The following is a 14,004-nucleotide window of genomic DNA, read 5'->3' as shown; positions in this document are numbered from 1 at the left end:
GCGTGTGAGATCCGCTTGGGTTCTGTGGCGTCCGCCTTGAAAATGTCTTGAAATCGGCCAGTCCGGGTCTGCGCGAAGGCAGGATCGGCGGACACGTCGTCCCTTGGGTTCGGCGTTCGGTGACAATTTGTTTCCACCACGGACGAGCCAGGCACAGCGGATGACGGTCGGAGTCTTGAAACGATGGGCGCGCGCGCTGCAGGTCGAGCGCCCCGACGACTGGCGTTGCTGGCTGACCCGGCTGTTCGTGCTGCCGCCGCAGCGGCGCCGCATCCGTCTGGCGCCGACCCACCGGACGGCGCCACAGCCTCGCCCTGACGAGGTCGCCGGCGGCGCCGCGTCGTGGCGGCGCGACCGCTCGGCAAACGGTGCCGGTCCGACGACGGCACCGGGGCCGCTGGGTGCGTCCGGGGCGCCGATCCGGCGTCAGCGCATCGGCGTGTTGCGGCGCGGCAATGGCAGGCAGGATGCCGGGACGCGGCGGATGGCCTTTGGCCAGACCGGTCCTGCGGTGCCGCCGATGCCGGGCTTGCCGCCGCTGGCCCCGGTCGCCACATCCGCCGCACCCACGGGGCCGCTGCCGGCCTGGCGCCGCGTGCTGGCCGCCGTGTCGCCGGGACGGCTCTGGGATCGTTACCTCGAACACTGGCGCGCCATCGACTTCGCGCCGGTGAGCCGGGTGCTCGAACGCTGGTCGGACCTGCCGCTGTGGCGCCGCCGCCCGGTGCGCATCGGCCTCGGGCTGGTGAGCGTGCTGGCGTTCTGGCTGGCCGCCAGCACGCCGATGAGTCCGTTCAGCCAGTTCATGTTCTTCATCGCCATGCTGCTGCTGGTGCTGCTGGTGCGGCGCATCCCCGGCAACCTGCCGACGCTGGCGCTGGTCTCGCTGGCCTTGCTGGCGTCGTGCCGCTATGGCTGGTGGCGGGTGACCGAGTCGCTGGACTTCGACTCGGCCTGGGAGTCGGTGCTGGGCTACGGCCTGCTGCTGGCCGAGCTGTACGCCTGGCTGGTGATGGTGCTGGGTTTCCTGCAGACCTCGCGACCGCTCAAGCGGCCGATCGTGCCGATCGAGCTGCCGCGCGACCAGTGGCCGACGGTGGACGTCTACATCCCCACCTACAACGAGCCGCTCAGCGTCGTGGGCCCGACGGTGCTGGCCGCGCGCGACATGGACTGGCCGGCCGACCGGCTGCGCATCCATCTGCTGGACGATGGGCGTCGCCCGGAGATGCGCGCCTTCGCCGACGAGGCCGGCGTGCACTACCTGACCCGCAGCGACAACCGCCATGCCAAGGCCGGCAACCTGAATGCGGCGATGAAGGTGACCGACGGCGAGTACATCGCCATCTTCGACTGCGACCACATGCCGGTGCGCGGCTTCCTGGTCAACACGATGGGCTGGCTGCTGCGCGACGAGCGCTGTGCGCTGGTGCAGACGCCGCACCACTTCTTCTCGCCCGATCCCTTCGAGCGCAACCTCGACACCTTCCGGCGCGTGCCCAACGAGGGCGTGCTGTTCTATGGCCTGGTGCAGGACGGCAACGACGTCTGGAACGCGAGCTTTTTCTGCGGTTCCTGTGCGGTGCTGCGCCGCTCGGCGCTGGAGGAGATCGACGGCATCGCCGTGGAGACCGTCACCGAGGATGCCCACACCGCCCTGAAGCTGCACCGGCGCGGCTGGCGCACGGCCTACCTCAACGAGACGCTGGCCGCTGGTCTGGCCACCGAGAGCCTGGCCGGCCATGTGCGCCAGCGCATCCGCTGGGCCCGTGGCATGGCGCAGATCTTCCGGGTCGACTGCCCCTTGCTGGGACCGGGCCTCACGCCGATGCAGCGGCTGTGCTACTCCAACGCGATGCTGCACTTCTTCTACGGGCTGCCCCGGCTGGTCTTCCTGACCGCTCCGCTGGGCTACCTGTTCTTCGAGTTCCACATCATCCACGCCCAGGTCGGCACGCTGCTGCTCTACCTGCTGCCGCACCTGGTGCTGCCGCACATCGCCAACGCCCACATCGCCGGCCCGCACCGCCACACCTTCTGGTCAGAGCTCTACGAGACGGTGCTGGCCTGGTATGTGGCCGTGCCCACGACCGCCGCGCTGTTCAACCCGCGTGGCGGCAACTTCGATGTCACCGCCAAGGGCGGGCTGATCGAGCAGACCCACGTCGACTGGCACATCGCCCGACCATATTTCGCGCTGGTGGTGCTCAACGCGGCGGGCGTGCTGTTTGGCCTGGGCCGGCTGGTGGTCTACCCGACCGAGTGGGGCACGATCACCTTAAACCTGGCGTGGACGGTCTACAACCTGCTCGCGCTGGGCGCGGCGATCGGCGTGGCGCGGGAGCGCCGCCAGGTGCGCCGCAACACCCGCGTCACCAGCCGGCTGCGTGCCGAGCTGATGACACCCGACGGCGAACTGCTGCCCTGCGAGACCGAGGACTACGCGCTGGCCGGTGTCGGTCTGCGTGGCGTGCCGGCCGATCTGGCACTGCCGTCCGGCCAGACCCTGGGCCTGCGCCTGTTCGACGAGGGCCGACCGCAGCTGCTGCCGGTGCAGGTGGTCAGCCACCGGGGTGACCGGCTGGCGCTCAAGTTCGGTCGTCTCAACCTGGACCAGCAGGCCGCCCTGATCCGCTGCACCTTCACCCGCAAGGACGCCTGGGTCAACTGGCAGCTCGCGCCCGAGAGTGACCGCGCGATGCACGGTCTGATCGAGATCGCCCGGCTGGGCTGGAGCAGCTACGCGCTGCTGATCCGCAACGCGCTGGGCCATGTGCGCGACGGCGCCGCCGGCTGGCGCAGCGATGCCGGCGCGTGGCTCGGCGACCGCGCCGCGCGCATGCGCCGGGCCCTGGAGCGGAGCTGACCATGGGTGCCTGGTCGATCTATTTCCTGCTGAAGTTCGGCCTGCACCTGAGCGGCCTGATCGAGCTGGCGCTGCTGGCCAACGTGGCGCTGGCGCTGCTGCTGTCCTGGCCCTGGCCGGGTGGCCTGCACCGCCTGCTGCGCTGGCTGGCCGTGCCGGCCGGCGCCGCCTTGCTCTACCGCGAATCGCCATGGCCACCGCTGTCGCGGCTGTGGGACAACTGGCAGGCGGTCAGCGACTTCAGCCTCGCCTACCTGTTCGAGCTGGGCACCCGCTTTGTCAACGCGCCGATGCTGGCGGCGCTGCTGGTGGCCGGGGTGGTGCTTAGCGGCCTCGCGACCCGCCTGCGTCTGTCGACCTGGGTTTTTGTGGGGCTGGCGGTCTTTGCCTTGCTGCCGTCGCCGGCCCAGCGTGCGCGTGACGAGCAGTTGGCCCAGGCCGTCAGCGTCGACGGCGCTGGCATGGGGCCGATCGACCTTGAACGGCTCGACCTCACGCTGCAGGCCTTCCACGATGGCGAGCGTGCCAAGACCCTGAAATTCCCGGTCGACGCTGGACCGCCGCCGTTCGACCTGGTGATCCTCAGCGTCTGTTCGCTGTCCTGGGACGACCTCGACCACGCCAAGCTGACCGACGCACCCTTCATGCGCCGCTTCGACGTGGTCTTCGACCGCTTCAACAGCGGCGCGACCTACAGCGGACCGGCCGTTCTGCGCCTGCTGCACGCCAACTGTGGCCAGGTGCCGCAGTCCGAGCTCTACGGCGGCGCGCGGGGTGAATGCCTGCTGATGCGCAGCCTGGAACAGGCCGGCTACCAGCCCGCCGTGCTGCTCAACCACGATGGGCGCTTCGACGGCTTTGCCGACACGCTCAAGCGCGACAGCGCCTTGCCGTCCTTGCCCGAACAGGTGCTGGATGCGCCGGTGGCGATGAACGGCTTTGACGGCAGCGCCATCCGCGACGACGGCGAGGTGCTCGGCCGCTGGTGGCGCGCCCGCGCCGAGGCGGCTGGGCCGGGCCGTCTGGCTCTGCTCTACAACACGATCAGCCTGCACGACGGCAACCGGGTGCCCGGCATCGCGTCGATCTCCAGCCTGGACACCTACGCGCCGCGCGCCCGCAAGCTCTTCGCCGATCTGGAGCGTTTCGTCGACGGCATCGAACGCAGCGGGCGTCCGACCGTGGTCGTGCTGGCGCCCGAACACGGCGCGGCGGTCCGGGGCGATGCCCAGCAGGTGGCCGGCTTGCGCGAACTGCCCACGCGGGTGATCACGCATGTGCCCGCTGGCGTGATGCTGCTGAACTTCGGCGTCAAGCGGGCCGCCGATGCGCCGCCGGTCCATGTGACGCAGAACGCCAGCTACCAGTCGCTGTTTGCGGTCGTTGCCGGTCTGCTGCATGGCGGGCCGGAGGTCACCCAGCCCGAACGGCTGGTCGAGCTGGGCATGGCCCTGCCGCCGATCGAATGGGTGTCCGAGAACGACCGCCACATCTACCTGCAGCGGGGCCCCTACGGCTACCTGCGCACGCCCGAAGGTCGCTGGAGCCTGATGACGGCCCAGCCCTGAGCCGGCGCGCGTGGCGCCGGCCACGCGGCGGCGTTCAGCGCCGGATGTAGGGTTCCAGCATCTCCGGCGGCCAGCCCAGCGGCGGTGGCACCCGGCCCATCCAGTGGCGCAGGTAGATGCTGGCGCGGTTGGGCGCGTAGTCGCTCGAACGTTCCAGCGACAGCGCCGTGCCGATCGCCCAACTGGGCGCGGCGCGCCATTCCGTCACCAGACGGGCGGACGCGCCGAAGCCGCCGCCGGGTCCGCCGATGTGCAGCGGATTGCCAGAGCTTGCCTGTGCTTGCGGATCGTTCGGGTAGTACGGCGCATCGTTTTCATGCGTCACGCTGTGGCTGACGGCCAGCCGCAACTGCCAGGCCAGCCGACCGCTCATGCCTTCGTGCACCCAGGGCATGCTGACCGCGTGGTAGAGCTGGGGGCTGTAGTAGCCGCCGTGGCCGTCGGTGTGGAAGTTCTGGTTGTTGCCGTAGGTCTGGATGTCGACGGTCGCGCCGAGGGTCTGGCGTTGGGTCATGCTCTCACGCAGCACGCGGCGGTAGGAGAAGCCGGTCTGCACCGTCCAGTTGTCGGCCACGCCCTGACCCCGCAACAGGCCGGCCCGCCAGCTGCCCGACAGGGTGTGGACGTCACCCAGGGTGGACGTGATGCGGGCGCTCAGTGCCGTCAGCGTGACGCCGCCCCAGACATGCCCGTCGACCGGATCGCGCGCACCGCCCCAGGCCAGCAGGCTGCCGGTGACCAGACGCCGGTCGATGCCGATGCGCCAGCCCAGTGCGTCGTCGCCGCCACTCAGGCGCCAGCCGCCCAGCCAGTTGCGCACCCGCAGGTCGACCACGCCCAGGTCGACTTCCTGCTTGCCACCGCGCCAGCCCAGGCCGAGGGCCAGGCCTTGGCTGGATTGCGGCGAGCCGTTCGCGAGGCCACCGGGCGAACTCAGCAGCGTGCGGCCCAGCAGCGTCGAACTGCCGGCCGCCGCACCCAGGGTGCCGGCGTCCAGCGCGATCTGGTCGACCTGTGCGAAGAACTCGCCGCGGCCGATCATGGGCCAGGTCAGCCGGGCGGTGGCCTCGCGGCTGTCGAGATCCGACCGGCCAGCGCTGCCGGCATTGCTGCCGCTGTGCAGCGCCATGTCGACGATGGGCTGGTTGTCGGCCTCGATCGCGTCTTGCACCCGCTCGACCTCCAGCGCGGTCTCGCTGCCGGGCAGGACACGCCGCCGGGCGACGTCCAGGTGCCGCAGGGCGCTGGCCTCGTCGTCGTCCAGACGGGCTTGGCGGGCCGCCTCGATGCGCACCAGTGGCTCAGTGGGCGCCTGCGTCAGCAGACGGCCCAGCGTGTCGCGTGCGGCCGCGTCGTTGCCCATCCGGCGCTGCAGGCGCAGCAGCGACAGGCGCGGCTCGATGGCGTCGTCAGGCAGGAGCGCGTCGATCTGGTCGGCGTCGATGCGGGCCGTGCCGGGCAGGTCCAGATCGAGCGCCAGCCGGCCATGGGCCAGCAGCACCTCGGCCCGTTCGGGCGGCGTCCAGCCGACGCTGGCGGGCTCGGCGGCCAGCGCCTGTTGCAGGCCGTCGAGGGCGGTCTCGGCTTGGCCGGCATCGGCATTCAGGCGCGCCCACTCCAGCAGGGCCTGGACCTGCGAGGCCAGCGCCAGTGGCGGCAACAGGCCAAGCCGGTCGCGGGCCGCGCGGCCTTGCTGGGTCGCCAGCCGCATGCGGGCGATGGCCAGGTCGGGCCAGGGTTCGGCGCCGGCCGGGTTGGACGAGGCCATGGCGCTGCCGCCGTCGCGGCTGGCCAGCACGACCGCACGCTGGTCGATGACCTGTTCGGCTTCGTCCAGCCATGCGCGGGTGCGCCCCATGTCCTGCGCCAGCAAGGCGGCGCGGGCACCGGCCAGCGCCCGCTCGCGTCGGGCCCGCTGGACAAGGTCGCGCTGCGGCCCGTCGGCGACGGCCGAGGGAAGGCCGTCAAGGATCTCGACGGCGCGCTGGGGCGCGTCGCCGGCCAGCGCGATCAGGGCGGCGGCCTGCAGCAACTCGGGGTCGCTGGCCTGTCGGGCCATGCCCTCGTCCATCACCGCCAGCGCCAGTCCGGGCAGACGGAAGTCGGCATAGACCCGGGCGGTGTCGTAGCGCAACCAGGTGTCGCTGGGCGCCAGCGCCAGGGCCTGCTCCAGCAGACGCAGGGCGGCACCGTGGCGGCCTTCGGCGCGGCGTTGATCGGCGACCCGGCGGACCGCCGCGACGTCAACCGCGTCGGCGGGATCGATCGCCAGGGGCGTGGCGGTTGTCAGGGCTGTTGGGGCATCGGCGTCCGAGCGGGGCGGTGTCCCGTTGCCGGCGGCCGCCGATGTGTCGATGCCGTAGCGCTGCGCCAGCATCGCCAGGGCGGCCTCCGGGTCTTGGCGCATGGCCAGGGCGGTCAGGCCGCGCCAGGCCCGGGCTTCGCTGGGGGCGCGGACCAGCACGCGTTCGTAGAGCCGTCGCGCCGCCGCCTCGTCGCCTTGCCGGGCCCGCGCGCCGGCCAGCAGCAAGGGGCCTTCGATGGCATCGGGTTGGGTCTCGATCAGTGCTTCGAGCAGGGCGATGACGCTCACGTCGTCACCCGCATCGGCTGCACGGCGGGCCTCGGTGACGCCGGCCCAGTAACGTGCGGTCAGAGCCAGGCTGCGCCAGCGGTCCGTGTCGCTCGGGTCGCCGGCCAGGGCCCGGTCGAAGGCCGGCACGGCGGCGGCATGGTCGCCTTGGCGCAAGCGGGCGATGCCGTAGTAGCCCCAGGCGCGCGCATCGTCGCCGTGCTGGACCAGCGCGGCAGCCAGCAGGGCTGCGGCTTCTGCGTCTGCGCTCGCGGTGCCCTGTTGCAGCAGGCGATCGGCCGTTTCCCGCACGCTGGCCATGGCCAGTTCAGCCGCCGTCGGGGTGGGATCGGCTGCGGCCGGTGCGGTCGATGCCGCCGGTGCCGTCGGTTTGGCAGCTGCCGCGCGTGCGGCGACGGCCGCCGCCTTCGCAGCCTCTGCCCGTGGCGCAGCGGTGGGCGACGGGGTCCTTGCCCTTGCCGCCACGGCTGGCCCGGTCGGTGTGCTGGGGGGCGCGACCGATCGAGCGGCGGGCGGTGTGGCGAGGGAGGCTGCAGGAGGTGCTGCAGCCGGTGCGGTGGTCGCAGCCCCGGCCACGGCCGCCCGGCCATTGCTGTTCGGGCCGGCGTCGTCGCCGAGCGCGCGGCGGTAGTCGTCCCACAAGGGGCCGACGGCGACGTCGTCTGGCTGCAGCCGGATGGCCCGGCGCCAGGCGCCGGCGATGACCTCGCGTGGCAGCACGCCCTCGGCCACCAGCGCGTGCAGGCGCACCCAAGCCTGTTTGCGGGTCGCTGGCGAGAGGGCCAGCACCTCGGCCAGCGCCAGTCGGTCCAGCGCGGTGCCGCTGCGGTCAACCCGGCGTTCGACCTGGCGGCGGCTGATCTCCCAGCCGCCCGGCGTGGCGGCGATCAGGCCGGCCATTTCCGCGCCCAGCAGCCCGGGCGCCTCGCCGGTCGGGAACATCTGGCGTGCCAGCTTGCTGGCCTCGTCGAGCTTGCCCAGCTCGCGCAGCTGCTGCAGCCGGTTCAGGCGCAGGAGGTCGGTGTTGTGCAGCTGCGCAAGCTGCTGCAGCTGGCGCAGCTCCGGGCTGTCCGGATGGCGGGCCTGCAGCTGCGTCAGCTCGGCCAGGGCGGCATTGCGGCGGCCGGCGCGCAGGTCCAGCTCGCCCATCATCAGCAGCGCGCGGGGCTCGTCGGCCTGCACCGCCAGGACCTTCTGCAGCACGCTGCGGGCGAGGTCGGGGCGCTTGCGGGCCTGCCAGAGCTGGGCGCTGTCGATCAGCGCGTCCAGGCTGCGACGGGCAGGATCGCTGCTGGGCGGTGGCGCGGGTGCCGCCACACCCGGCAGCGCCAGCGACGACGCCAGCGCCAGCAGCAGCCCGCTCAGGCGTCGCATGGCGCCCAGCTCGTCTGCAGCGTGCCGTTGGCGCTGAACTGGTAGCGCCCGGACAGGTAGCCCGAGGCGAACAGGTTCAGCACTTGGTCGTAGTAATGCCGTGGCTGGATTGGCCGGGCGGCCATGCGGGTCTTGAGCTTCTCGCTGATGCTGCGGTCGCCCAGGCGCGCGAGCAGGGGCAGCAAGGCGGCCTGAAAGCCGGCCGGGCCGTCCGGGCTGGTGGCCAGCGCGTCACCCGCCGCCGGGTCGACCACCTCGGGCACGGCGCCACGCTGGCCACTCAGCCGCGCCATGGCGGCGTACTGGCGCAGCAGCGCGGGCAGGGCCGGGTCGTCCGGATGGGTCAGGCCCAGCCACAGGTAGACCCGGATGGCGTTGTAGCTGCCGACCCGGTCTTCGACCGTCAGCCGGTCGGCGACAAAGCCGCGATCGCGCACATGCACCGTCCATTCGGGTGCCAGGCCACGCGGCGCGCTGCCCGACAGCACCTGCATGGACGAGCTGCGCAAGCCCTTCCAGACGGCCTCAGGCCGGTGCGCCGCGAACCACGCCAGCACAGGCGGCGGCAGGTAGCTCGGGTTGAGCCGGTGGCTGTCCTCGTCGAGGCGGAAGCCCTTGGGGCCGGGCAGCAGCGTCGGACCCAGCCCGGCCAGCTCGACCACCTCGTCGGCCAGGATGCGCCGACCCAGCACCTGCGACAGCGCCTCGTAGCGGCGGTTCTTCCACAGCCGGCCGGCCTGGGCGAGCGTGTAGGCGATCCACAGGTCGGCGTCGCTCGCGGCGTTGGCGTCGATCACGTCCCAACGACCATCCTCGCGCCGGCCCCATTGCCAGGCCGGCAGCCGGGTGGCCATGTCGCCGCCGCAGAGGTTGTCCTCGGTCCAGCGCAGCAGGCGATCGAACACCGCCTGCTGTCCGGCCACGAGCGCGAAGAACAGCGCGTAGGACTGGCCTTCGGACGTGGTCGTGTCCTTGCTCATCGGGTCGATGACCCGGCCGTCCTCGCTGACCAGGGCGCGGCGGAAGACCTCCCAGTCGGTCCATTCCCCGCTGTCACCGGACACACAGCCGGCGGGAGCCTTGGCACAGGCGGCCAACGGCAGCCCGAAGGCCAGCGCGGCCAGCAGTTCACGTCTCGGGATCACGGCTCAGGATTCACCTTGGACGCGACGTTCGGCGCGGGCGCGCAGGGCGCGGTAGATCGTCAGCGCGAGCAGCAGCGAGATCAGCCCCACCAGCGCCACCAGCAGCAGCGGATGACCGCGCATCTGGAACCACATCCAGCGCCACCAGCGCAGGTCGCCGACCTGGTAGACGTCGCCGACGCGGAAGGCTTCCATCTGGGCGCCACGCAGCAGCACCAGGTCGCCCTGCATGCCGGCGACCTTGCCGGGATCGAGCATCGCCGCGCGCATCGCGCCCAGCACCGCCGGATCGGTCGCCTGCAGCGCGACGACGCTGCGCCCGGCCGACAGCGGCGACTCGAAGGCCATCAGCGCGGCCAGCGGGCCTTCGGACTTCCACTCCGCCCAGGCCGTGCCGGGGTATTTGCGAGGCAGGGCGCCGGTGAACCATTCGGAGGCGGTGTCGCTGAAGCGTGTCAGCGGGGCATTGCCACGGGCGTCGCCGTCGAGGTGGCTGGGCAGGGCCTGACGCCAGCCGTCCAGCGGCGCCGGCGCGTCGCCGGTGGCGATGACCAGCAGGTCACGGTCCGCGACGGTCTTGACCTGGCTGGCGCCGATCACCTGGACCCGCGTGCCGGCCACGCCGGTCGCCGCGCCCATCTGACCCAGCAGGCCCAGCGCGGTCTCGATCACCTGGGTGCCCGGCACATCGGGCAGCACCAGCGCGGTCTCGGCCAGATCGGCGAACTTGGTGAAGGGGAAGCCGCTGTTGGCGTACATCGCCAGGTTGGGCAGCGTCGCGTAGTGCTCGAGGTTGCGCAGGTCGATGGTCGAGTCGGCGTCGATGCTGGCCTGCGAGACCAGCACGGTGTCGCGGCAGCGCGAGCTCTCAACGGGCGGGATCTCGAAGCGGAACTGCAGCTCATTGGTGCTGCCGAGCTGGAAGGCCGGCACGATCAGCGCCTGCCGGTCGAAGGTGCCGCCGATCTCCAGGAAGGGCAGCAGCATGCGCTGCGACTGCGAGTTCGTTGCCCCTGCCGGGCGCAGCAAGAAGGACTCGACCAGCTGGTCATTGATCTGCACCGCCAGCCGCGCCGTGCCGAGCTGGGCCGGCGGCGTGTAGCGGTAGCGCAGCTCGATGGGCACGCCCTCGGTGCGCCAGGCAAAGGTGTCTGCCGGCAGGCGCAGCGGCATGCGGATCACCGGCAGGGTCGTGCCGGTGACCTGCAGTGCCTGCGCATTGCCCACCAACTGGCCGAGCTTGAGCACCGTGCCGGTCTTGACGATGTTGGGCGCGTCATGGGCGGCCAGCCGGGCCGGCAACTCGACCTTGCCAACGCTGGCCTGTTCGCCACTCAGCGCCGCCTGACCCAGCACCAGCGCGTCGACCGCCTGCGACAGCTGGGCGGCGTCACGGCCCATCACCAGCAGCACCTTGGCGCCCGGGTCGCTCGGGTGGTCGACCATCTTCAGCGTGGGCGCTTCGACCTGCGGGATCTCGACCCCGGTCGGGCGGTGTTCATTGGTCGCCAGCACGATCGAATGGCCGGCCGGCAGCTTGTCCGAGACCGGGAAGTCGGCACCGCGGTAGCTAGCCATCGCGCCGAACCAGCTGCTCAGCACACCGGCGCTGCGCACGACATCCAGCGGCGGTGTGCCGGCCATGACGAAGGGCAGGCGCACGCGCGAAGCGTCGCGCACGTCGAAGAAGGGCGTCGGCAGCAGCGACAGGTCGTTGCGCAGCGGCAGCCGGCGGGTCGTCAGCTCCAGCACGCTCTGGTTGCTGACCTGGGCCCACAGCGACGTGTGGAAGGGGTATTCGCAGTCCATCGTGTAGTGCCCGATGAACTGCAGCCGCAGCTTGGCGTATTCGGTGAAGTAGCGCGGGTCGAGGTCGATGTCGAGGGTCTGCGGACTGCCCAGCTTGCCCTTGACCGCCGGCACCGTGCCGAGCACCTCGTCGTTGATGAAGACCTTGATCTGAGAGAGATCGGGCAGCAGGCCCGGCGAGAAGGTGTAGTTCAGGCGCAGCCGCGCCTTCTGCACGGTCTCGTCGAGCCGCACCGACAGCGGCAGGTAGACGCTCTGGTCGATGCCACGCAGCTCGATCGGGGTCTGCAGGCCCAGGTCACGCAAGAGGAACTGCTGGGTCCGCACGGAGGTGTCGGCCGGCCCGGCGCCGGTCGGCGTGGCCAGGGCCTGGTCGATCACGTGGTCGGCCACGCTGGAGGCTTGCGCCAGGCTCAGCGATGCGTTGCCCACCATCGGCGCGGGGCCGGTGGTGCCGGCGGCCGGGGTCGACTGCAAGGGCGCCAGACTGGCTCCGAGCGCAGCCAGCAACACGGCCAGTTGCCGGGGACGGACTCGGGAAGTGGAACGAAGGTCGGGCATGGATGGCGCTGCAACGAGGTTGAACGAGTCTGTCACGCGGAACTGAAAATCCGGACCTTGCGGGCGCGCCACAAAATGTCCGTGGCGTAACAAGATGATACCTTCGTGCTTGGGATATGTATTAGACGAAAAACCGTCCCGAAAATGACAAATTCACGCACTTGAATGAAGGGGTTTCGTGGCGGATGTGTCAATCGCCTCAGTGACCGTCACCGCAAAACACCAAGGGGGACCAAGCCACAGCTTCGTCCCCCTTGTCATGGGCGTGTCCCGACACTTGCGCAGGTCGGCCTGCGGCGGCGCCGGAGATATCCCAGCGGTGTTACATCCCGCCGTAGTTGGGTCCGCCGCCACCTTCTGGCGTGACCCAGACGATGTTCTGGGTCGGATCCTTGATGTCGCAGGTCTTGCAATGCACGCAGTTCTGCGCATTGATCACCAGCTGGTCGGCGCCGTCCTTGTTGACAAACTCATAGACGCCCGCCGGGCAATATCGGCTCTCCGGTCCGGCGTATTTCGCCAGGTTCACGGAAACCGGCACCGAGGCATCCTTCAGGGTCAGGTGGGCGGGCTGGTTTTCCTCGTGGTTGGTGTTGCTGATGAAGACGCTGCTCAGGCGGTCGAAGGTCAGCTTGCCGTCGGGTCGGGGATAGCGGATGGGCTCGCAGGCGGATGCGGCGTGCATGCGGGCATGGTCCGGGCCATGGCGATGGATCGTCCACGGCGGGCGCTTGACGCCGAGCTTGGGCAGCAGCCATTGCTCGATGCCGGTCATCACCGCGCCCACGGTGTTGCCCTTCTTGAACCACTGCTTGAAGTTGCGGCTGCGGTCCAGTTCGGCGTGCAGCCAGCTCGATTCGAAGGCGGCCGGGTAGGCGGCGAGTTCGTCGGCGCGGCGGCCGGCGGCCAGCGCGTCGGCGGCGGCGTCGGCGGCCAGCATGCCGGTCTTGATGGCCGCGTGACTGCCCTTGATGCGCGCGGCGTTGAGCGTGCCCGCGTCACAGCCGAGCAGCGCACCGCCGGGAAAGGCCAGCTTGGGCAGGCTCAGCAGGCCGCCGGCGACGATCGCGCGGGCGCCATAGCCGATGCGCTTGCCGCCCTCGATGTGGGCGCGGATGGCCGGGTGGGTCTTCCAGCGCTGCATCTCCTCGAAGGGACTGAGCCAGGGGTTCTGGTAGTCCAGGCCGACCACGAAGCCCAGCGTCACCAGGTTGCCTTCGAGGTGGTAGAGAAAGCCGCCGCCGTAGGTCTGTTCGTTCATCGGCCAGCCGGCGGTGTGCACCACCTTGCCGGGCTGGGCCTTGTCGGCCGGCACTTCCCAGAGTTCCTTGATGCCCAGGCCGTAGCTCTGCGGGTCGCGGCCTTCGTCGAGTCCGAACTTGGCGATCAGCTGCTTGCCCAGGTGACCGCGCGCGCCCTCGGCGAAGAAGGTGTAGGCGCCCAGCAGCTCCATGCCGAGCTGGAAGCTGTCGGTCGGCTCGCCGTCCTTGCCCACGCCCATGTTGCCGGTGGCCACGCCACGCACCGCGCCGGCCTCGTCGTACAGGATCTCGGCGGCGGTGAAGCCGGGGAAGATCTCCACGCCCAGGCCCTCGGCCTGTGTGGCCAGCCAGCGCACGACATTGGCCAGGCTGACGACGTAGTTGCCGTCGTTGTGGAAGCAGTCAGGGATCAGCGCCTGCGGCGTCGTGGTGGCGCTGGTCTCGTTGAGGAACAGAACCTCGTCGCCGGTCACCGGCTGGTTCAGCGGCGCGCCCCGTGCCTTCCAGTCGGGCATCAGCTCGTTGAGCGCGATCGGGTCCATCACGGCACCCGACAGGATGTGGGCGCCAGGCTCCGAGCCCTTCTCCAGCACCACCACCGACAGCTCGGCGTTGCGCTGCTTGAGCCGGATCGCCGCTGCCAGGCCGGCGGGCCCGGCGCCGACGATCACGACGTCGTAGGCCATCGATTCGCGCGGGCCGAACTGGGCCAGGATCTCCTCGGGACGCATGGTGTTCCTTGTCTTGCTGATGATCGAGCGGGTGGGCATGCCCTGGGACAGGCGGGCAGCGGTCCGGCGGCGACGCCGGGGCGGCGCGATTCTAA

Annotated in this window: 6 protein-coding genes; 2 read left to right on the top strand and 4 right to left on the bottom strand. The window is 70.9% G+C overall.

Features of this window, described 5'->3' with window-relative positions:
• The first annotated feature begins 175 nt into the window (after positions 1 to 175).
• The gene (gene bcsA / locus EV685_RS00530) at positions 176 to 2,866 is read left to right on the top strand and encodes a UDP-forming cellulose synthase catalytic subunit (RefSeq protein WP_242615347.1); all 2,691 of its coding nucleotides are present in this window, start codon (positions 176 to 178) and stop codon (positions 2,864 to 2,866) included.
• Positions 2,867 to 2,868: 2 nt separating this feature from the next.
• Complete coding sequence (bcsG, locus tag EV685_RS00525; protein WP_130480051.1) at positions 2,869 to 4,434, top strand: cellulose biosynthesis protein BcsG; 1,566 nt, start codon at positions 2,869 to 2,871, stop codon at positions 4,432 to 4,434.
• A 34-nt stretch (positions 4,435 to 4,468) separates the two neighbouring features.
• On the opposite strand, the gene EV685_RS00520 is transcribed toward bcsG, so the two are convergent.
• The 4 genes from EV685_RS00520 to EV685_RS00505 all read right to left on the bottom strand — a co-directional run bounded on the left by EV685_RS00520 (position 4,469) and on the right by EV685_RS00505 (position 13,909).
• A complete protein-coding gene (locus EV685_RS00520) occupies positions 4,469 to 8,401 on the bottom strand; it encodes a cellulose synthase subunit BcsC-related outer membrane protein (RefSeq protein WP_130480050.1) in 3,933 nt (1,310 codons plus the stop codon).
• Positions 8,389 to 9,546: a cellulose synthase complex periplasmic endoglucanase BcsZ gene (gene bcsZ / locus EV685_RS00515; protein ID WP_130480049.1), complete on the bottom strand. Its 1,158-nt coding sequence runs from the start codon at positions 9,544 to 9,546 to the stop codon at positions 8,389 to 8,391. The genes EV685_RS00520 and bcsZ overlap by 13 nt, the downstream gene beginning before the upstream one ends.
• Before the next feature lie 3 nt (positions 9,547 to 9,549).
• Complete coding sequence (bcsB, locus tag EV685_RS00510; protein ID WP_130480048.1) at positions 9,550 to 11,916, bottom strand: cellulose biosynthesis cyclic di-GMP-binding regulatory protein BcsB; 2,367 nt, start codon at positions 11,914 to 11,916, stop codon at positions 9,550 to 9,552.
• Between the two features lie 322 nt (positions 11,917 to 12,238).
• Positions 12,239 to 13,909, bottom strand: coding sequence for an electron transfer flavoprotein-ubiquinone oxidoreductase (locus tag EV685_RS00505; protein WP_130480047.1), 1,671 nt, complete (start codon positions 13,907 to 13,909; stop codon positions 12,239 to 12,241).
• Positions 13,910 to 14,004 lie beyond the last annotated feature (95 nt).

It is taken from the genome of Sphaerotilus mobilis (assembly GCF_004216565.1).
In the GTDB taxonomy this organism is placed as follows: domain Bacteria; phylum Pseudomonadota; class Gammaproteobacteria; order Burkholderiales; family Burkholderiaceae_C; genus Sphaerotilus; species Sphaerotilus mobilis.
The sequence above is the reverse complement of the archived record's forward strand: the minus strand, read 5'-3'. Positions and strand labels throughout refer to the sequence as shown.